Source organism: Streptomyces sp. NPDC087310 (assembly GCF_044744405.1).
GTDB lineage: Bacteria > Actinomycetota > Actinomycetes > Streptomycetales > Streptomycetaceae > Streptomyces.
On record NZ_JBIUYF010000003.1, the window covers coordinates 485,612 to 504,504 of the forward strand.

General features: G+C 71.5%; 20 protein-coding genes. 8 read left to right on the forward strand and 12 right to left on the reverse strand.

The features are described from left to right. Positions 1-18 precede the first annotated feature (18 nt). Positions 19-1,533: a VWA domain-containing protein gene (locus tag ACIO3P_RS12725; RefSeq protein WP_401849175.1), complete on the reverse strand. Its 1,515-nt coding sequence runs from the start codon at positions 1,531-1,533 to the stop codon at positions 19-21. A gap of 336 nt (positions 1,534-1,869) precedes the next feature. Here ACIO3P_RS12725 and ACIO3P_RS12730 point away from each other — a divergent pair, with 336 nt between their 5' ends. Both ACIO3P_RS12730 and ACIO3P_RS12735 read left to right on the forward strand, forming a co-directional pair. Next, positions 1,870-3,963 (forward strand): PhoX family protein, encoded by a 2,094-nt coding sequence (locus ACIO3P_RS12730; RefSeq protein ID WP_401849177.1) that lies wholly within the window; start codon positions 1,870-1,872, stop codon positions 3,961-3,963. A gap of 123 nt (positions 3,964-4,086) precedes the next feature. After that, positions 4,087-4,545, forward strand: a complete 459-nt coding sequence (locus ACIO3P_RS12735) for an RNA-binding S4 domain-containing protein (protein ID WP_401849178.1) — start codon at positions 4,087-4,089, stop codon at positions 4,543-4,545. A 92-nt stretch (positions 4,546-4,637) separates the two neighbouring features. Here the strand turns inward: ACIO3P_RS12735 and ACIO3P_RS12740 are convergent, their stop codons facing one another. The 4 genes from ACIO3P_RS12740 to ACIO3P_RS12755 all read right to left on the reverse strand — a co-directional run bounded on the left by ACIO3P_RS12740 (position 4,638) and on the right by ACIO3P_RS12755 (position 6,773). After that, positions 4,638-5,135 (reverse strand): hypothetical protein, encoded by a 498-nt coding sequence (locus ACIO3P_RS12740; RefSeq protein ID WP_401849180.1) that lies wholly within the window; start codon positions 5,133-5,135, stop codon positions 4,638-4,640. Further along, positions 5,119-5,610 carry an RNA polymerase sigma factor gene (locus ACIO3P_RS12745; protein WP_329822927.1) on the reverse strand — a complete coding sequence of 164 codons (492 nt, stop codon included), beginning with the start codon at positions 5,608-5,610 and terminating at the stop codon, positions 5,119-5,121. The genes ACIO3P_RS12740 and ACIO3P_RS12745 overlap by 17 nt, the downstream gene beginning before the upstream one ends. Before the next feature lie 102 nt (positions 5,611-5,712). Then, positions 5,713-6,339, reverse strand: a complete 627-nt coding sequence (locus ACIO3P_RS12750) for a class F sortase (protein ID WP_401849181.1) — start codon at positions 6,337-6,339, stop codon at positions 5,713-5,715. Then, positions 6,336-6,773 (reverse strand): sortase-dependent protein, encoded by a 438-nt coding sequence (locus ACIO3P_RS12755; protein WP_401849183.1) that lies wholly within the window; start codon positions 6,771-6,773, stop codon positions 6,336-6,338. Before ACIO3P_RS12755 ends, ACIO3P_RS12750 begins: the two co-directional genes overlap by 4 nt. A gap of 570 nt (positions 6,774-7,343) precedes the next feature. Here ACIO3P_RS12755 and ACIO3P_RS12760 point away from each other — a divergent pair. From ACIO3P_RS12760 to ACIO3P_RS12770, 3 genes are all read left to right on the forward strand, one after another. Next, entirely contained in the window at positions 7,344-7,550 is a 207-nt protein-coding gene (locus ACIO3P_RS12760; RefSeq protein ID WP_401849185.1) for a hypothetical protein, read from the forward strand. A 204-nt stretch (positions 7,551-7,754) separates the two neighbouring features. Continuing rightward, the gene (locus tag ACIO3P_RS12765) at positions 7,755-8,624 is read left to right on the forward strand and encodes an effector binding domain-containing protein (RefSeq protein ID WP_401849188.1); all 870 of its coding nucleotides are present in this window, start codon (positions 7,755-7,757) and stop codon (positions 8,622-8,624) included. Between the two features lie 293 nt (positions 8,625-8,917). Continuing rightward, positions 8,918-10,180 carry a hypothetical protein gene (locus ACIO3P_RS12770; protein ID WP_401849190.1) on the forward strand — a complete coding sequence of 421 codons (1,263 nt, stop codon included), beginning with the start codon at positions 8,918-8,920 and terminating at the stop codon, positions 10,178-10,180. 103 nt (positions 10,181-10,283) lie between these two features. On the opposite strand, the gene ACIO3P_RS12775 is transcribed toward ACIO3P_RS12770, so the two are convergent. Beyond that, the gene (locus ACIO3P_RS12775; protein ID WP_401849191.1) at positions 10,284-11,456 is read right to left on the reverse strand and encodes an epoxide hydrolase family protein; all 1,173 of its coding nucleotides are present in this window, start codon (positions 11,454-11,456) and stop codon (positions 10,284-10,286) included. Positions 11,457-11,564: 108 nt separating this feature from the next. On the opposite strand from ACIO3P_RS12775, the gene ACIO3P_RS12780 reads away from it, so the two are divergent. Next, positions 11,565-12,140: a CGNR zinc finger domain-containing protein gene (locus tag ACIO3P_RS12780; protein ID WP_329822934.1), complete on the forward strand. Its 576-nt coding sequence runs from the start codon at positions 11,565-11,567 to the stop codon at positions 12,138-12,140. Positions 12,141-12,145: 5 nt separating this feature from the next. Here the strand turns inward: ACIO3P_RS12780 and ACIO3P_RS12785 are convergent, their stop codons facing one another. Both ACIO3P_RS12785 and ACIO3P_RS12790 read right to left on the reverse strand, forming a co-directional pair. Continuing rightward, on the reverse strand, positions 12,146-12,334 hold the full coding sequence (locus ACIO3P_RS12785; protein WP_401849193.1) for a DUF397 domain-containing protein: 189 nt from the start codon (positions 12,332-12,334) through the stop codon (positions 12,146-12,148). Continuing rightward, positions 12,334-13,176, reverse strand: a complete 843-nt coding sequence (locus tag ACIO3P_RS12790; RefSeq protein ID WP_329822936.1) for a helix-turn-helix transcriptional regulator — start codon at positions 13,174-13,176, stop codon at positions 12,334-12,336. The genes ACIO3P_RS12785 and ACIO3P_RS12790 overlap by 1 nt, the downstream gene beginning before the upstream one ends. Before the next feature lie 371 nt (positions 13,177-13,547). On the opposite strand from ACIO3P_RS12790, the gene ACIO3P_RS12795 reads away from it, so the two are divergent. Beyond that, positions 13,548-13,955 carry an ATP-binding protein gene (locus ACIO3P_RS12795; protein ID WP_401849195.1) on the forward strand — a complete coding sequence of 136 codons (408 nt, stop codon included), beginning with the start codon at positions 13,548-13,550 and terminating at the stop codon, positions 13,953-13,955. A gap of 82 nt (positions 13,956-14,037) precedes the next feature. Then, the gene (locus tag ACIO3P_RS12800; protein ID WP_329824383.1) at positions 14,038-14,532 is read left to right on the forward strand and encodes an ATP-binding protein; all 495 of its coding nucleotides are present in this window, start codon (positions 14,038-14,040) and stop codon (positions 14,530-14,532) included. On the opposite strand, the gene ACIO3P_RS12805 is transcribed toward ACIO3P_RS12800, so the two are convergent. From ACIO3P_RS12805 to ACIO3P_RS12820, 4 genes are all read right to left on the reverse strand, one after another. Beyond that, positions 14,501-16,618, reverse strand: a complete 2,118-nt coding sequence (locus tag ACIO3P_RS12805) for an FUSC family protein (RefSeq protein WP_401849196.1) — start codon at positions 16,616-16,618, stop codon at positions 14,501-14,503. The genes ACIO3P_RS12800 and ACIO3P_RS12805 overlap by 32 nt on opposite strands. Before the next feature lie 76 nt (positions 16,619-16,694). After that, on the reverse strand, positions 16,695-16,949 hold the full coding sequence (locus ACIO3P_RS12810; RefSeq protein WP_329824381.1) for a DUF2630 family protein: 255 nt from the start codon (positions 16,947-16,949) through the stop codon (positions 16,695-16,697). A 67-nt stretch (positions 16,950-17,016) separates the two neighbouring features. After that, positions 17,017-18,132 carry an endonuclease/exonuclease/phosphatase family protein gene (locus ACIO3P_RS12815; protein WP_401849198.1) on the reverse strand — a complete coding sequence of 372 codons (1,116 nt, stop codon included), beginning with the start codon at positions 18,130-18,132 and terminating at the stop codon, positions 17,017-17,019. 165 nt (positions 18,133-18,297) lie between these two features. After that, entirely contained in the window at positions 18,298-18,828 is a 531-nt protein-coding gene (locus tag ACIO3P_RS12820) for a hypothetical protein (protein WP_329824379.1), read from the reverse strand. Between the last annotated feature and the right edge of the window lie 65 nt (positions 18,829-18,893).

Here is an 18,893-nt window from a genome sequence, read left to right on the forward strand (position 1 = left end):
CGGGCTGCGGGCTGCGGGCTACAGGTCGGCGTCGGGGCGCCAGGCGGCGAGCAGCCCGCGGTAGAACGCGGCGTCGGGCACCTCGCGCGGGGCCGGGCCCGCGTGGAAGAAGCCGACGTTGGCGGTGGCCTCGTCCGCGCCGAGCTTCCGCGCGAAGTCGAAGCCCTTGGAGTCCTCCTCGCCGAACGCCACGAACTGCCAGAAGAGGGGCAGGCCCGCGGCCTCGGCGAACGCCTGCTCGGCGGCGCGTACGGCGCTGGGCGCGCCGTCCGTCTGGAAGATCACCAGCGCGGGCCCGCCGGCCCCGGACCTCTCGTGGTGCGCGACGACCTCCTCGACGGCGCGGTGGTAGTTCGTACGCCCCATGCGGCCGAGGGAGCCGTGCAGTTCGTCGATCTTCCCCTCGTACGCGGCGAGCCCGAGCTCCCCGGTCCCGTCGATCTCCGTCGAGAAGAACACGACGGGGACGGTCGCGCCCTCGTCCAGGTGCGCGGAGAGCGCGAGCGCCTGCTCGCCGAGGTGCTGGGCGCTGCCGTCCTTGAAGTACGGCCGCATGGAGCCGGAGCGGTCGAGGACGAGATAGACGGTGGCGCGACGGCCGGTGAGCCCGAACTTCTTGAGCGCGGCGCCGGCGGCCTTGTAGTGCTCGGCCAGCCCGGGGGCACGGGACTTGACCCGGGCGAGGGTGAAGGCGGGGCGGCCGGGGGCGGGCTCCGCGACAGCGACAGCGGCAGCGGGCTCGGCGTCCGGCTCGGGGAGGGTGGTCGAGAGGGGGGTCGGCTCGGACTGAACGTCGGCCTCGGGCACGGGGGTTGCGACCGGCTCGGGTGCGGCTTCGCTTTCCGCGACCGGTGCGGGCTCGGGTTCGGCGACCGGCTCGGGTGCGGGCTCAACTACCGCCTCAGGCTCAACTACCGCTTCGGGCGCGGCCTTCGCTTCCGGCTCGGGCTCGGGCTTCGACTCCGCCTTCGGCTCCGGCTCGGCCGACGCCTGCGCCGGGACGGTCGGGACGGTGGGAACGGTCGGGACAACCGGGGTGGCCGGGGTGGCCGGGGCCGCCGGGGCTTCCGGAGCGGTCGTCAGCGGCTCGTCGGCCGCGCGCGTGCGCGACGCCTGGGACGGCACGCTGCGCTCCGGCTCGCTGGGGCGGGCGTTGTCGAACGCCGCGGCCACCAGGTCCGCGGCGCCGGCGCCGACCCCGGTACCCGATCCCGTCCCGGCGTTCGCCGTCGCCGGCGACTTCCGCGCGGGGGCCGCCTTCTCCGTACGGTCCGTACGGTCCGCCTGGGACGGTACGGAGACGGACGCCGGCGCCGAGTCCGAGGCCGCCTCCGACGTGGCCTCCGCCTTCGACTCCGACTCCGCCTTCGAGTCGGCCTTCGAGTCGGCCTTCGAGTCGGCGGTCGCGACCGAGGTTTCCGAGGCCGAGTCGGCTGTCACGTCCGGCGTCGCGTCCGACGCCGATGCCGACCCGTTGCGCTCCTCCGCACGGTCGCGTCCGAACACCTTGCGCAGCAAGCTCCGAATGCCCATGGGCGAGCCTTTCAGATGGGGTGGGTGCGGTGTCCGCCGCCGGGGAAACGCGCATCCCTGGCCAGGGCGGATACGTAAGGTTAGCGGCCGTCCCCGGCGATCTACGGCAGGGGCGGTTTACGTAACGGGCAGAAGGGTATCGGCGCGACCTCCCGTTGCCTCGCGATGACGCGCGTGCCGGGGATTACTCTCCCCGGACCACTCGGTCGATTCGGATTCACGCTCCGTTCACCTTCCGGCTGCCGCCCTGCTGGGGCCCGCGCTTAACGTCACCGCCGAGACATCCCGACACCCTGTCGGCGCGGTGCGCGCGCCGAACCATCACCGGAGGCGAACGTGCGCAAACTGCTCCCGCTGCTCAGCTCCCCCTCTTCCCCGCATCCCGGCGGCCGTTCGGCCCTGACCTGCCGTTACCGCTGTGGCGACGCCTGCTTCCACGAGGTGCCCAACAAGAGCGACAACGAGTACGTCGGTGATGTCATCGCCGGTGCCCTGTCGCGGCGTTCGATGATGCGTGCCGCCGCCGTCGTCACGGTCGTCGGCGCTGCGGGCGGCGCGGTCGTCCTCGGCCCCGGTGACTCCCCGGCGTCCGCCGCCCCGGCCGCCGGCAACGGCCCCGCCGGTACGAACGGCGGCGGCTCGGCCGCCGCGGCCGACGGCGCCCGCGGCCTGCGCTTCAACCCCGTCGCGCCGAACACCGCCGACAAGGTGACCATCCCCGCGGGACACAGCCAGAACGTCGTCATCCGCTGGGGTGACCCGATCCTGCGCGGCGCGCCGGCCTTCAACGCGGACAAGCAGTCCGCGAAGGCCCAGGCGGGCCAGTTCGGCTACAACAACGACTTCCTGAGCCTGCTCCCCATGAAGGGGAAGAGCGAGCAGGGCCGGCAGCTCCTCGTGGCCAACCACGAGTACACCGACGAGATCCTGATGTTCAAGGGGTACGACCCGGCCAAGCCGACCCGCGAGCAGGTCGAGATCGCCTGGGCGGCTCACGGCCTCTCCGTCGTCGTGGTCGAGGAGGACCGCAGGAGCGGCAAGCTCACCGCGGTCACCCGCCACCAGCTCAACCGCCGCCTCACCGTGAAGAGCGAGTTCCGCCTCACCGGGCCGGCCGCGGGCAGCGAGCTGCTGCGTACCTCCGCCGACCGTACGGGCAGCAAGGTGTACGGCACGCTCAACAACTGCGCGGGCGGCACCACCCCGTGGGGCACCACGCTGCACGGCGAGGAGAACTTCAACCAGTACTTCGCCAACGCTTCGAGCGCCACCGACCTGCGGTACGGCATCGGCACCGGCGCGACCGAGCGCAAGTGGGAGCTGTTCGACAAGCGCTTCGACCTCAAGCAGGAGCCCAACGAGGCGCACCGCTTCGGCTGGGTCGTCGAGCTGGACCCGTACGACCCGGACTCCACGCCGCGTAAGCGCACCGCGCTCGGCCGCTTCAAGCACGAGGCCGCGCAGCCGCGCCTCACCGCCGACGGCCGGCCCGTCGTCTACATGGGCGACGACGAGCGCTTCGACTACCTCTACAAGTTCGTCTCCTCGAAGAAGATGAAGAAGGGCGGCGGGCGCGCCGCCCACGAGCACAACCTGACGCTGCTGGACGAGGGCACGCTGTACGTCGCGAAGCTGACCGGCGACAGCCCGGCGGGCGAGTTCGACGGCACGGGCAAGCTGCCCAACGACGGTGAGTTCGACGGTTCCGGCGTGTGGATCCCGCTGGCCACCGGCGATGTCTCGCACGTTCCCGGCATGTCCGCGGACGAGGTGTACGTCTTCACGCGCCTCGCGGGCGACAAGGTCGGCGCCACGAAGATGGACCGCCCCGAGGACGTCGAGCCGTCCCCGCGCACGGGCCGCGTCTACGTCGCGCTGACGAACAACACCGACCGCGGCAAGTCCGGCAAGGCGGGCGCCGACGAGGCCAACCCGCGCAACGCCAACAAGCACGGGCACATCCTGGAGCTGGCGGAGAACTGGGACGACCCGGCGGGCGACGGCTTCGCCTGGCGGCTCTTCCTGGTCGCGGGCGACCCGAAGGACCCCGCCACGTACTTCGCGGGCTTCCCGAAGGACAAGGTCTCCCCGATCTCCTGCCCGGACAACGTCGCCTTCGACCCGCACGGCAACCTGTGGATCTCGACGGACGGCAACGCGCTCGGCAACCACGACGGGCTGTTCGGCGTCGCGACGCAGGGCGAGCGGCGCGGTGAGCTGAAGCAGTTCCTGACGATGCCGAACGGCGCGGAGACCTGCGGCCCGGTCATCCAGGACCGCCGGGTCCTGGTCGCGGTCCAGCACCCGGGCGAGGTCGACGGCGCCTCGGTCGAGAAGCCGGCGAGCGCCTGGCCGGACGGCCCCGGCAAGATCGTCCGCCCGTCGGTGATCTCGGTCTGGCGCAACGACGGCCGCGACATCGGCGTGTGACGCCGAGCGCGTAGCCGTACGGAAGCAGGGGTGGCGCCGCTCGGACCGGTGCCACCCCTTTCCGCGTCGTTTCCGCGCGCTGTACCGGACCACCGTTCACCGTCGTCGGGCTACGCTCGGCACATGGCTTCTGAGGCTTCCGGTACGAGCACGGGATCGGCATCGGCATCGGCATCGGGATCGGCATCGGGCGAGGGAACGGCCAGGGTCGACACCTGGATCTGGTCCGTACGGCTCACCAAGACCCGCTCCCAGGCGGCCACGGCCTGCCGCGCGGGCCACGTCCGCGTCAACGGCGAACGCGTCAAACCCGCGTACACCCTGAAGCCGGGCGACGAGGTCCGCCTGCGGCACGCGGGCCGCGACCGGGTGGTCGTGGTCTCCCGCGTCGTACGGAAACGGGTCGGCCCGCCGGTGGCGGCCGAGTGCTACGTCGACAACAGCCCGCCGCCCCCGCCGCGCGAACTGACCCCGTCCGTCCCGGTACGGGACCGGGGCGCGGGCCGTCCGACGAAGCGGGACCGCAGGGAGCTGGAGCGGTTGCAGGGGTTCGAGCAGGGCCAGGCGCCGAGGAGCTCTTGAGGCCCTTGAGACCCTTGATGTTCTTAGGCCGACCGGCAATAGGCGCCTGGGAGGTGGCGGAGGCATCAGAACGGGCACGGGTCCACGTGATCTTAAAAACGGGACGACTGCGTGGGGTTGACCCCGTCGGCCGTCCTCGGGGCCGTCGAACTCTCGACGGGCGGCCGGATCGCGGTCGGTTCGGCCGGGGCCGGGGGACCGCCTGACCGGGGCACCGCGGTGGGTTCGGCGCTGGGTGACTCCGGCTGGGTGGTCCCCGTCGACGGGCTCGGAGTGGTCGACGAGTTCGGCGTGGTCGACGGGTTCGGCGTGGGCGGCGGTGTGCTTGCGGGCGGTGGGGCGAGCGGGACCGTCGGGGATGTGGGTGCCACCTCCTCCGAGAAGCTCAGGGGCAGCACGGCGAGGGTGACGACGGCGCAGGACACCCCGACCCCGACCGCGGCGCGGAGCAGCCGGCGGCGGGCGGCGGTGCGGCGGATCGCCTCGTAGCGGCCGGGCGGCGGGCCGAGATGGTCGGAGGACGGTCGCAGGATGACGGCGAGCGGGTCGTCGGGCTCGAACTCCGGGCCCTCGTCAGAGTGTGTGATCAACGCTTCTCCTCAGGTGGGCGCGGAGCAGTTCTCGGGCCGCGTGAAGATCGGCCTTGACGGTTCCTTCCTTGCGCCCGGTCAGCACGGACACCTCCCGGATCGGCATGTCGGCGTAGTAGTGCAACAGGATCGGGACGCGCAGCCGTTCCGGCAGCGACTGTACGAGCAGACGGACCGAGGGGTCGTCCTGCTCGGCCGGCGGGCGGACGGCCGCCTCGACCCCGGCCCTGCGCACGGCCCTGCGCTCGCGCTCCAGTTTGCGCCAGTGGTCCCTGACGAGGTTGGCGGCGGTGACGTAGAGGAAGCCCTGGGGCTCCGCGACGGATGTCCAGCGCGCCCAGAGCCGGGTGAACGCCTCCGAGGCGATCTCGTGGGCCGTCTCGTCGTCGTCGACCAGCCGGCGGCACCAGCCGGAGAGGCGCGGGTAGAGCGCGGCGAACAGCTCGGACGCTGCTTTCTCGCGGGACCGTTTCAACGCTCTCCATGGTCGTGGTGGCACTCGTGGGGGAGGACCCGGGCCGGTGGATCGCGGTTCCACCGGCCCGGGGACCAAGCGGGGGGCAGGTCGGGGGGCGGTTCAGGAGTCGGCGGACGTCAGCGTGGCGAAGGCGATCACGTTGTCGGGGTAGCCGTCACCGGTGAGGACGCCGCCGCAGGTGATGAGCCGCAGCTCGGGGCGGTCGACGTTCCCGTAGACCTCCTCGGTCGGGAAGGCGGCTTTGGCGACCGTCCGTACGGAGGTGACGGCGAACGTCGCCCTCGTGCCGTTCTCCAGGCGCGCCACGATCCGGTCGTCCTGCTGCAACCGCGCGAGCCGGTGGAAGACCCCGGCTCCGTAGTCGCCGACCGTGACATGGCCGAGGATCACCGAAGGTCCCTTGCGGCCCGGCACCGGTGAGTGCCGGTACCAGCCCGCCCGGTCGTTGGCCGAGATCGGGGGCGTCTCCACGGTTCCGTCCGGGGCGAGTCCCAGCGTCATGACCGCGGTGTCGACCCCGATGGCCGGGATCTCCAGCCCGACCGGAATCGGACGCCCGCCCTCCGGCGCCGTACGCGCGGAGGACCGCGCAGGGGTCCGCGTACCGCCGGAGCGCGCGCCCGCGTCCTGTCCCGACCCGTTGCCGTTGCCGCCGCAGCCCACGAGCAGCGATGCCGTGGCCGCGGTCGCCGTGGTCAGGAAGGCGCGCCTGGAGAGCGATGTCATGCCCCGGTCGTCCGCCCGCGCCGTACGAGAAGAAACGTTGCGCCGCCCACCGCGAACGCCGCCGCGGCGCCTCCGCCGATCAGCCCGCCGCCGATCCCGGACGCCGCGGACGCGGGCGCAGCGCCGGTGTCCGGCGCGCCCTTCGGTACGACGGGGACCTGGCTCGGCTCCCCGTCCGCGGGGCGGGCCGGGGCCGGGGCCCGGGTCGGCTCCTCGGCCGCGGGGCGGGCCGGGGCCGGGGTCGCCTTCTCGGCCTGGGCGGGCGCCGCGGTGGCGTCGGCCGGTGCGGGCTCGGCGGCGGGGGCCGGGGTCGAGTCGGAGGTGCCGGCGGCGGGGACGGGGGCCGGGCCCGCCCCGTCGGCGAACGCGGGCACGGCGCCCGCGAGTACGGCGGTGGCCGCGAGTGCCAGGGCACTGAGGACAGTTCGGCGCATGAATCGCTCTTTTCGTCGGTCCGCCCGCCCGGTGGACGTGGCGGGCTGCCTTACGGATCGAGCGGAGAGACGAGACAGCGGGGCGACCGGTTGTAAAGAGATGGCAAAGTCCCCGAGAGGGCGACGAGGCAGCCGCGGCGGTGGGTCGGGGCCGTCTGCATGGTGATCGACCCGTGGAGGAGCCGCGCGACGGCTTCGCGGGGGCTGAGGGTCTCGTCGGTCACGGCGCCGGAGACGCGGCCCGGTCCGGCGATGTGGTGCGCGACCGCCTGGGCCCCCGGTGATGCCCGTACGAGGCGGCCCGGATGGGCCGTTGAGCGGGCGGCCGAACGGCCCGCCGGAGGCGAGAGCACGGCACGTGATCAGGCGTTACGGAGCAGTCGGGTGCGCGGGTCGGGAGGTGCGCGGGCGGGGGGATCGGCCGGTTGCCGAGGGGACACCGGCGGATCCGGGTGTTCTTCTTCGGGGGAGAGCCGCTTCGGCTCCCGTCTTCTTCGTGGGCCCGGGGGATCCGGTCGTCCGCGCCGGATCCCGTGGGCCCACCCTTCTCTCCTGACAGGGGTTCCCGCCATGAAGCTTCACCACATCGCTGTCGTCTCCCTCGCCACCGCCTCCCTCCTGGCCGGTGGTACCACCGTGGCCTGGGCCGGTACGGACGCTCCCGCCACGCGCCCCGTGCAGGTGGACCATGACCTGCCCGACCCCCTGGCCTGCGCGGTCTCCACCACGGCCGGTACCGCCACCGCGGCGGCCGTGACAGCCTGCGCGACGACCTGACATGCGGCACATCCGCACCACCCCGGCGACCGTCGCCGCCGTCACCGCCCCATCGGCGGCAACACCCCCGACGACCGTGTGAGGAGCGCCCCTTCGGTACCGGGCCGCGTCGCCTGATCACCCGACCGCGACGGGCACAGGATGTCGGGTCCGGCACCCTGGTCCCTTCCTAACGTGGTGGAGCGGAAAGGGAAGGAGGCGGGGATGCTGGAGCGGCTGAACCAGGCCCTGGAGCACGTCGAGGCGCACCTGGTCGATCAGCGGATCGAGGTGGCCGACTTGGCGCGGATCGCGGTGACGTCGGAGTACCACTTCCGGCGGATGTTCTCCGCGCTGGCGGGGATCCCGCTGTCGGAGTACATCCGGCGCAGGCGGCTCACCGTGGCGGGCGCCGAGGTGCTCGCCGGGGAGCGGACGCTGCTGGAGATCGCGGTGCGCTACGGCTACACCTCGGGGGAGGCGTTCGCACGCGCGTTCCGCGCTGTGCACGGCGTCGGTCCCGGCGAGGCCAGACGGACCGGTGCGGCTCTGCACTCCCAGCCACGGATGTCCTTCCGCCTCGTCATCGAAGGGAGCAGCGGTATGCGGTACCGGGTTGTGGAGAAGGAGCAGTTCGTCGTGGCGGGCCGGAAGGCCCGGGTCCCCCTCGTCCATGAGGGCATGAATCACGCTATCGCCGACTTCATCCGAAGCATCGGCCAGGAGACGATACGGCGTATCACCGCGCTGTCCGACCAGGAACCCGAGGGGATCGTCGCGGTGAGCGACGGCCTCGACCCGAGCCGGGCCGAGGGGACCGAACTCGACTACTACCACGGCGTGGTGACCCGGGCCGCGGTCCCCGAGGACCTGGACGCGCTCACCGTCCCGGCGGGGACCTGGGCCGTCTTCGAGAACTCCGGGCCGTTCCCGCAGGCGCTCCAGTATCTGTGGCGGGACGTGTTCACGCAGTGGTTCCCGTCCAACCCGTACCGGAGCCGGCCGGGACCCGAGATCCTGCGCACCCGGCTGTCGCCGGACGGGGCAGAGGCGGACGCGGAGCTGTGGATCCCCGTCGAGCGCACCGAGGTCTGAACGGTCGGCGTCCGCGCGATCGGCGGCGGGGCGAGGGGACCGAGGAGACCGAGGAGACCGAGCGGACCGAGCGGACCAAGGGGACCGAGCGGACCGAGGGGACCGACTGGTTGATGGGCCCGTGGATTTCGTAGAGTCCCATCCATGACAGCGAACGGTCGAGCACGAGGGGAGGGGCGCCTCAGCCGCGAGTGGCGGGGACGGATCCGCTCCCGGCCGACCGGCGCAACGCCCGTTGCTCCAGACTGGCTTGGAGCGATCCACTCGGGTTTCTCTGAACAGAAAGGCCAGTGATGCACGCTCAGGAGCGTCCCCGGTCGGCCACGGCGGGGCAACGGGTCCAGCGCGCACCCGCCCGGCCTGCCTCGCCCGTGCCCGCGCGTTCGGCGTCGGTCGCGCCCACCCGGTCGGCGACCCCGGGCAATGCGCAACTCCTCCGTCTCCAGGGCGAGGTGGGCAACCGCGCCGTCGGCCTCGCGCTGCGCGGGGATCCGCACGCGCCGAGCATCCAGCGCATGCCGGGCCCCCCGGCGCCCCCGCCGCCCCCGGCGCCGATGCCGATGCCCATCCGGACGGGGCCCCCGAAGGGCGCCGGGTCCGCCGCCGACGCGGAGTTCGAGCTGCCGCGCGAGCACGAGGGGATCCGCTCCACCGTGCCGAACGGCATGCTGCCGCTGAAGAACAAGCCGCTGGTGAAGCAGGTACTGACGAAGTACTACGGCGTGAACCGGACGGACATCGTGGACCAGATCAAGGCCCGCTACGCGGCGGTGAACGGGCAACCGTTCGTCGAGACGCCGGAGATGGCCGCGCTCCGCGAGGGAAGCCGGCCCGGATACAAGGACTCGGACGCGTACATCGTCGACAACGGGGACGGGAAGGCGCCGCCGCACTGGCCGGTCGTCCCCGGCGGACAGGTCAAGGTGCACAAGGGTGGCATGGAGGGCTTCCGCCTCGCCCAGCCCGGCCACGCGTTCACCGGCCTGGTGCGCTTCGGCGGCCAGGACTCGAACGGCGCACCGACCGAGCCCAAGATCGTCCTCTTCCCGACGCAGAGCACCGGTGAATACCTGAGGCAGGGCGTCGCGGAGCACGAGCAGGAGGACGCGGCCAATCCGCCGGAGATACTGGACAAGTCGCAGGTGTACAAGAAGAAGTACTCCGAATACACCACGCACGCCGCATCAGGTGCCATGTCCAGCCACGGCAAGCTCTCCAGCCGTGTCGAGGACAAGAAGAAGTACGCGAACCTCGTCGAGGACATGGAAGCCGACGACATGCAGAGCGCGGGCATGACCATCGGCTTCACCGTGATCAAGGGCGGTGGCTCGGCCGCGCACAAGTTCTCGTTCGTCTCCCGCAGCAGCAACAACCACACCTTCGACCTCGTCTCGCACGAGGAGAAGAGCTCGCTGAGCCCCATGAAGCTCCAGCAGTTGCGCGCCAACCGCGCCACGAAGTTCGGCCACCTCATGCTCAAGGCCAACGGCGAGGGCAGCGTCACGAAGGCATGGGGCGAGAAGATCATCGCCTCGGTCAACGCGGCGGTCGGCTAGACAGGCCGGCTGGCTGGCCAGGCAGGCCGTTCGCGGCGCCGGCTTCGTCCGGATCATGTCCTCACCGACATGACCGTACGGATCCGGCGCCGCCGAGCCGCGTTCACCGATGAGCGGCCAGCACTGCCGCCAGGCCCTCTCGCAGATCGTTGACGAAATACTCGGGGACCTCCAGCGACGGGAAGTGCCCCCCGCTCTCCGGTGAGCTCCACCGGACGATCCGGCGGTACCGCTCCTGTGCCCAGGGGCGCGGACACTTCTCGACGTCGCCGGGATACATGCTGATCGCCGACGGGACGTCGACCCGGAGTTCGGGGTCCAGCGAGTTGTGGCTCTCGTAGTAGATACGGGCCGACGACGCGCCGGTCCGCGTCAGCCAGTACAGGGTGACGTTGTCCAGAACGCGGTCCCTGGAAATGGTCTCGAACGGGCTGTCCTCGGTGTCCGACCACTCGGCGAACTTGTCGAGGATCCAGGCGAGAAGCCCGACCGGTGAGTCGACGAGCGAGTAGCCGATGGTCTGCGGGCGGGTCGCCTGCTGCTTCGCGTACGCCGCGCGGTGGCGCCAGAAATCGCGGGTCTCCTCGGCCCACCTGCGCTCGACCGCCGTCAGCCCGTCCATGGTCACCCCGGGCGGCGCCTCCGCGAACGTCGTGTGGATGCCGAGCACATGCTCCGGGAACCTGCCGCCGAGAACCGTGGTGATGTTGCCTCCCCAGTCGCCGCCGTGGGCTGCGAACCTGCGATAGCCGAGCCTCCCCATCAGTTCCACCCAGGCGGCCGCGATCTTCTCGGTTCCCCACCCGGTGGTGGCCGGCCTGTCACTGAAACCGAAGCCCGGGAGCGACGGGGCCACGACGTGGAACGCCGGGGCGTCCGCGTCCTTCGGATCCGCCAACTCGTCCATTACGTCGGCGAACTCGGCGATGCTGCCCGGCCAGCCGTGCGTCAGGATCAGCGGAGTGGCATCCGCGCGCGCGGACCGGCGGTGCAGGAAGTGGATTCCCAGACCGTCGATGGTCGTGCGGAACTGGCCGATCCGGTTGAGGCGCTTCTCGAACGGCCGCCAGTCGTACCCGGTGCGCCAGTAGTCCACGACATCGGCGAGGTCGGCGAGCGGAACGCCCTGCTCCCATCGGCGCGGGTCGGGCGCGGGGCGATAGACCGTCTCGGCCTCCGGCAGCCGCGCGGCGGCCAGCCGCGCGCGCAGATCGTCAAGGTCGGCGTCGCTCGCGTGGGCTTCAAATGCCTGCACGTCGCTGGTGGGGCGGGACATGAAAACCTCCTGGCCGTCGCGGAACCGGCTCGGCTCCGATCTGTCGAGAACCGTCTAAGACGGTTCTAACAGTTCTCCCAGCACGCCGCAACCGGCTAAGGTGGTTCCATGCGTGACGGCTTCCCTGACTTCCGCCTCGGTACCGTGCTGGCGACCAGCTTCACGGGGACCCTGTCGGAGCGTCGTGGCATCCCTGTGGAGCGCATTCCCGTGCCGCACCGACTTGTCGACTGGCTGGAAGTGAACGGCCTCGCCGTGGCGTCCTGCACCACGGCCCAGCTCGACCGTGCCCGGGAACTGAGGGAGTCGATTCACGCCGCCGCGACAGCGGCCGCGCTCCAGGAGGCTCTGCCCGCGTCCGCCGTCCATGTCATCAATGACTTCAGCGCGCAGGGTCGGGCCGCGGCCGTCCTGACGCCCGAGGGCAAGCGGCGATGGCTGCTCGGCTCGGCTTCCAGCGTGGAAGACGCCCTCAGCGTGATCGCCGCCGACGCGGTCAGCATCATCGCGGGCGAACGAGACGGAAAACTGGCCCTGTGCGCGTCACCGACCTGCCAAGCCGCCTTCTTCGACACCAGCCAGAGCCGCACCCGCAAATGGTGTGAGATGAACACGTGCGGGAACCGCCAGAAGAAGGCGCGCTTCCAGGCCAACCAGCGCAAAAACTCCAGCTCAGCGGAGTGATCGGCCTACCTTGACATCCTCGGCGCGGGGACGGTCGCGGCGAAGGCGGACCAGGCGGCGGGGGTGAGGAGGAGGACCGGGCCGGCCTGGTTCTTGGAGTCGCGGACGGCGACGGTACCGGGTATGTTCCGGGCGACTTCGACGCAGTCAGGGGTGCCGCCGCTGTAGCTGGACTTCTTGAACTGGAAGGACATCACTCGGTCAATCCCTTGCTGACACTGTCGATGAACTGGACCGAGTCATAGGGCGACAGGCTCGATCCGGCGACCCGGGCGAAGAGAGATGCGTAGTCGGATCCCTCTGCCGCATCCTCGTACCAGATGGTAGACCGAGCGGTGTCCTGGTACACCACGTCCACAGCTCCCTCCTCGCCGAAGGAGAGGATGCTGAAGGGACCACCGACGCAGGGGTGCGCCCCGGCGCGAAAGGGCAGCACCTGAATGCGTACGTTGGGGAGTTCTGACAGCTCACACAGATGATTGAGCTGACGGCTCATCACCTTGGGGCCGCCCATCAGTTGCCGGAGCGCGGCTTCCCAGATCACCGCATGGATGTGCAGAGGGTCTTCGGCGTGCAGTCGTGCCTGGCGCTTCAACCGTGTGGCGACGACCTCCTCGATCCGGTCCATGTCGTCCCAGGACAGATCGGCCACCCCCATGGCCCGGACGTATTCGGGAGTCTGGAACAGGCCGGGGACGAGCGCCATTTGCCACTGTCGGATGCTCAATGCCGCGTCCTCCGTGGAGATGTACTCGACTTGAGCGGCGACGGATTGCTCGTCGTCCCACCACCCCTTCACCTTGCGCCGGTCCCGGTCCCTCCGTGCCAGTTCGCGCATCCGGTGCAGGACGTCGGCGTCCACCTCGTACAGCTCGCACAGCGCCTTGATGTCCGGGTCCCGCATGGGTACCGAGCCGCTCTCCATCTTGACGACCTTCGTCGGAGTCGCGCTCAGCGCGGCGGCACCCTCCTGCTGCGTTTTGCCCGCCGCGACGCGCAGCTTGTACAGCTCCCCGCCCAACTTGCGGCCCAGCACGGTGGAAACTCGGCTCCCGCCCGTCCAACCAGGGGCTCTCCCCATGTCACCCTCCTCGTCAGCTTGTTCACAGTGTGTCACTCCCCTGTTGTCTTCGGTGGCCGATCACCCTTACGGGGAATATGTTCCCGCAACGCTTGAGCTTTGCGCATACCGGCCGCTACGTTCAGTGCGCAATCGCTCGCACTGCGGAGCCACTTGGTGGAAGTGCACCGCCGTGCCCTGCCCTGGAAGGGGTGTGGTCCGGTGGCATCGCCACTGCCATGCGCGTCCTCGTACGGGCAGATCCCGACCGCACACGGAGGTGCGTGTTCATGACCGCTGCGCAGGAAGTTCCGGCCCCGGGGCCTGAGTTCGGGCCCGTGTTGAAGGTGGATTCGCTGGATTACACGCCGGTGGCCGGCAGTGTGTCGCTGGCGCGGTGTCATACGGGGCGTCTGGTGGCGGAGTGGGGGCGCCCGGAGTGGTCGTGGTCGGCGGCGCTGCTGGTGAGTGAGCTGGCGACGAACGCGCTGTTGCACGGGTGTCTGCGGGACCGGTTCTTCCGGGTGCGGCTCGCCCTGACGGCCGCAGTGCTCCGTATCGAGGTCACCGATCCGCGCGGGGAGCGGATGCCGGTGGTGCGGGCCGCCACCGGCCAGGAGTGTTTCGGCAGGGGGCTGCTGATCGTGGAGCAGGTCGCGGACCGCTGGGGCGTGGAGCCCCGTACCGTCGGCAAGACCGTCTGGTGCGAACTGGCGGCGGCGAAACCACCGACCCCCGACAATCCGTGCCATTGAGCGGAGCGCGAAACGTGGCGTTCGGGGCGAGATATGCGGGCCCGGAAAACGTAAATGTCCTGTTACGGGGAAGTTCCTTCCCATGAACCACGACGCCCCCACGAAGCAGGACGACGAACAGCGCGATCCGCAGGGCCAATACGTCACTTTCCGGCTCTCCAGTCACCCTCGTAGCGTCGGCCGGGCGCGCCATGTGTTGCGGGCGCGGATCGGGCTGGACGGGGATCCGGGCGCGACCGCGGCTCTGCTGCTGTCGGAACTCGTCACCAACGCGCTGCGGCACGGCAGTCCGCCGGGCCGGGAGATCGCCGTGACCCTGTTCCGGGCCGAGGGGCTGTTCCGGGTGGAGGTCGAGGACGCGGGGGACCTTCTGCCGAGGCCGCGCGTTCCGGAGGCGGAGGACGAGTGCGGGCGGGGGCTGGCGCTGGTCGCGGCGCTGGCCGACGACTGGGGCGTGGCGCCGCGGCAGGGGCCGGGGAAGCGGGTCTGGGCGTTGCTGAAGGTGCCGGGCGGGGCGGCGGAAGGGCCCGGGGGCCGGCCGGGGGTCACGCCGGGGGAGGCGTCGGGCGTCCGGTGAGGCCGGTGCGGCGCTGCGGGGAGGCGATGGCGCGTGCGCCCCGTACCTCCTGGCGCAGCGGGGCCAGGACGCCCTCCTCGTCGCCGCCGAGTTCCGCCCGTACCTCCACCAGGACGGCGCTCGACCGCATACCGTCCGCCAGTTCGCGCAACTGGCGCTCGATCGCGGCGATCTCGGCGGGGGCGGGCGGCGGGGCGCCGTGGTCGACGCGGACCCGGGCCGCCGTCGTGGCGTCCACGACGCGTTCGACGGCGACGAGCAGCGGCCACCAGGCCCTGGCGCGGGTGCCGGTGGGCGGCGGTTCGGTCAGGGCGCGCTGGAACTCGGTGCGGACGACGGAGAGATCGCGGTAGATGCGGCGGCGGGTGCGCACCCGTTCCGACCGGTCGGCGCCGGGCGTGGGCGCGAAGGCGCACCGTACGTACTCCGCGGTCTCCTCGACCGCGTCCGCCAGCCGGTCCCCGATGCGGGTGTGCCAGCTCTCCGGCCAGAGCAGGTACCCCGCGATCAGGGCGATCGCGCACCCCATCATCGAGTCGACGAAGCGCGGGAGCAGCAGTCCGGAGCCCTCGTGGCTGAGGAGGTCGGAGAGGAGCAGGATGACGGGGGTGATGGCCGCCGTCTGGAAGGCGTACCCCTTCGCCGTCATCGCGGGCACGATCCCCGCGATGACGAGCATCACCGCCACGTCCCACCAGCCGCGCGCCACGTGGGAGAGGATCGCCGCCGCGACGACGAGCCCGGCCACCGTGCCGAGGGCGCGCAGCACGGCCCGGGAGAAGACCGAACCGTAGTCCGGCTTGAGGATGAAGGTGACGGTGAGGGCGACCCAGTACGAGCGCGGTACGGGGACGAGGGACACCAGCGCCTGGGAGAGCCCGATGCAGAGCGCGAGGCGCAGCCCGTACCGCCAGGAGTCCTCGGAGAGCAGGACGTCGCGGGTGGCGCGGCGCGCGCGGACGCGGAGGGCGGCGGGGCGGCCGAGCCGGTCGTCGACGTTGTGCGGGTCGGGCTCGGAGTGGTGCACGACGGACGTGGCGTGGCGGAGCGCGGCGTCGACGGCGCGCTCCGCCGAGGTGGCGCCGGGCCGCAGGGGACGGTCCGGCTCGGTGGCGCTGTCCGTACGGCCCTCGGCCACCGCGTCCGCCAGCTTCCTTACGGCGTCGGGCACCGCGGCAGGCAGCGGACGGCCGTGCAGATGGGCGGCGGGGGCGGCCTCCACCAGCGGGATGACGACGTTGAGCTGGGCGAGGAGCCGTACGAGGGGTTCCGAGCGGCCGTGTTCGCGGGCGCGGCGGGCGAGGACGAGGTCGTACGCCTCGTTGAGGGAGTCGGTGACGGCCTGGCGTCTCGTGTCGTACGCGTCCCGCTCCGGCCCGGGGAGCCCGCCGGTTCCCTGGCGGCCCGCCGCCGCGAGGAGGTCGGCCACCGCGCGGTACGTACCGGCGACGGCGGCGCGTTCCGGTTCCATGCCGCGCAGGGGCCAGGCCAGCAGGGACAGGAGGAGGACGAAGAGCCCGCCGAGCAGGAACAGGAGCGGCGCCACCCACCAGGGCTCGGGCATGGCCAGTCCCGCGCCCAGTACGGAGAAGAGGAGGAGCTGGAGCCCCGAGGACGAGGCGACCGCGCCGATGGAGGACATCATTCCGGAGACGAGCGCGAGCAGGGTGAGCACGCCGACGGCCCACCAGCCCCGGTCGAAGACGAGCGCGCCGAGCGTGACGCCGACGGCGCCGAAGAGCTGGGGGACCGCGATGTGGAAGATCCGCATCCGGTACGCGTCGGCGGTGTCGCCGATGACGCCGTACAGGGCGCCCATCGAGGCGAGCGCCCCATAGGCGGGCTGATCGACGGCGAAACCCACCGCGAGGGGGACGGCCATGCCGACGGAGGCACGGGCGACGGCGGCCCACGGGATGGGCGCGGAGCTGGGCCGCAACCCCGCGAGCAGCCATGAGGGGGCGGTGGGGCGGCGCGGCGCGGCCGTGCTGCCCTGGTTGGGGCTCGGGTCGCTGCGTGGAGCGTCGTTCGGGGCGTCGCGTGGGGCGTCGCTCGGGGCGTCGCTCGGGTCGGAGTGTTCTCCCATGGCGCCAGGGTGACGTACGAGACGGACCGTGGCCGACACCGGTGCCCGGTCCGGCCGGCTCCGGCCGCGTGTGCGTCTACGCCTGGTACCCCTCGACCTCGCTCGCCGGCCGGACCCGCGCCTCGTCCGGGTTCTCCCCGAACTCCGACTTGGCGCGGCGCTGGCGCAGCAGGTCCCAGCACTGGTCGAGCTGGACCTCCACGGAGCGCAGCCGCGTCTCCTCGTCCGGCGCGAGGCCGAGCCGGCGGGTCGAGCGCTCGCGCAGGGCGCGCTCCTCCGCGACGAGCGCGTCGATGTTCCGCAGGATGTCGGCATTGGGTTCGTCGTTCATGCTCCGATCCTCACGCCGGGCCGCCCCGCCCGCATGTCGGACCGTGCCGGACCGCGTCGGACCGCGCTCAGTGGAGTTCGAGGCCCACGAGCAGCGACCGGTGGTCGGTGTCCGCCAGGTCCAGGAAGCGGGCGCTCCGTACCGAGAAGTCGTCGCTGACCAGGACGTGGTCGATCTGCGCGCCCAGCGGCCTGGGCAGATCGGTGGGCCAGGACGGGGTACGGCCCGCGCCCGCCAGGAGCGCGCTGTCGCGCAGCCCGCCCGCGTCCAGGACGGAGCGGAACGTGGCGTGGTCGCGGGTGGCGTTGAAGTCGCCCGCGAGGATCAGCGGCGCGTCGGCCGCCTTCTGCGCGGCGGCGAACGTACGGATACGGCCCAGCTCCGTATGCCAGTCGTCGACCATGCCCGGGATGGGCGGCAGCGGGTGGGCGAGCTGGAGTCGCACCGTACGGTCGCCGACGCGCGCCGTGGAGCCGGGCATCGCGAGGAGGCCGGGGATGCGCGCGGTGTCGGTGAGCGGGAAGCGGGAGAGGATCGAGGACCCTTCGGCGCTGCTGGCCTTGACGACGTTCCGGTACGGGTAGTCGGCGTCCGGTATCTGTTCGGCCAGGAGTTCCACGCAGCGGAACTCGCATTCCTGAACGAAGACGAGGTCGGGCTTCTCGCGGCGGATCACCTCGATCAGGCCGCGTGTGGCCTGCCCGTACTCGACATTGGACGTCAGCACCGTGAGCGGGACGGGCGCGGCGCTGCCCGCCCCGGACGCGGCGCCCGCCGCCCTGACCTCGGAGCCGGTGTTGGTGCCGGAGCCCGTGCCGGTGCCGGTGCCGGAGCCCGTGTCGTACGGCCGCAGAAACCATCCCGCAGCGCCCATGACCACCAGCGCCCAGACCGCCCCGGCGCGCCAGCGCAGCAGCGCGGCGAGGAGCAGGGCGAGGGCGGCGGGGACGAGCAGCCAGGGCAGGAACGCGAGGAGCTGCGGTACGGGGGTGACGCCGTCGCTGCCGAGCGCCCGGCAGCCGAGGAGGACGGTGGCGGCGAGGAGGAACAGGCCGGTGGCCCCGACCAGCAGGCGCTGGTGGAGGGGGCGGGCGACGGGCGGTGACGGGGCGTCCGCAGGGTCCGTACGGTCGCCGCTGTCCGTACTGTCCGTGCTGCTGTCCGTGCGGTCCGTTCTGGTCAACGGGGTTGGCCTCTCGCGCTCGGCCTGATGGAGGTCATGGCCTGATGGAGGTCCCCATCCTTCCTCACGCCTTATGGACGCACATACGTGAAGGCGGGAACAGCGACGACAACCGCTGTTCCCGCGAGGTTGGTTTGGGTGTTCCGGTGCTGGGGTGCCGGACCGTCAGGTTCTCGCGCCCGACCCGGATCGTGCCCCGGCATCGAGAGCGCCTCGGTCGTTGGCCAGCGCCCAGATGATGAACGCCGACAGTGCCATGCCCACGACGGCCCACACCGGCTGGTGTGGCAGATACATGAACTGCGCGATCATGTTCAGCGCGGCAAGTCCTATACCCGCGTACCGTGCCCACCTGGCCCGTGCGAGGAGTGCCATACCGACGAGGGCGAGCAGAACGCCTATCGCCAGATGGATCCAGCCCCACGACGTCAGGTTGAACGAGTAGGTGTAGCCGGCGGTGTTGAGGAACGCGTTCCTCCTGATCGCCGCTATCCCCTGGAGAATGTCTGTCACTCCGATCACCAGCAGGAGCACGCCGGCGAAGAAGCTACCGCCAACTGCCCAAGCGGCCTTCCTTTCCGCATGGGCTCCGGTGCCGTGTCCTACGCCGGTGGTTCCCATGCCCATTCCAGTACCAGTACCTGTGCCTGTGCCCATGCCCGTAGTGGGGGGCCGCTGTGCTGTGTTCTGGCTCATATCCCCATGGTGCTCCAAATGGAACAAAAGGGACATTCGGCTGGGTGGTATCGGCATAAAGATTT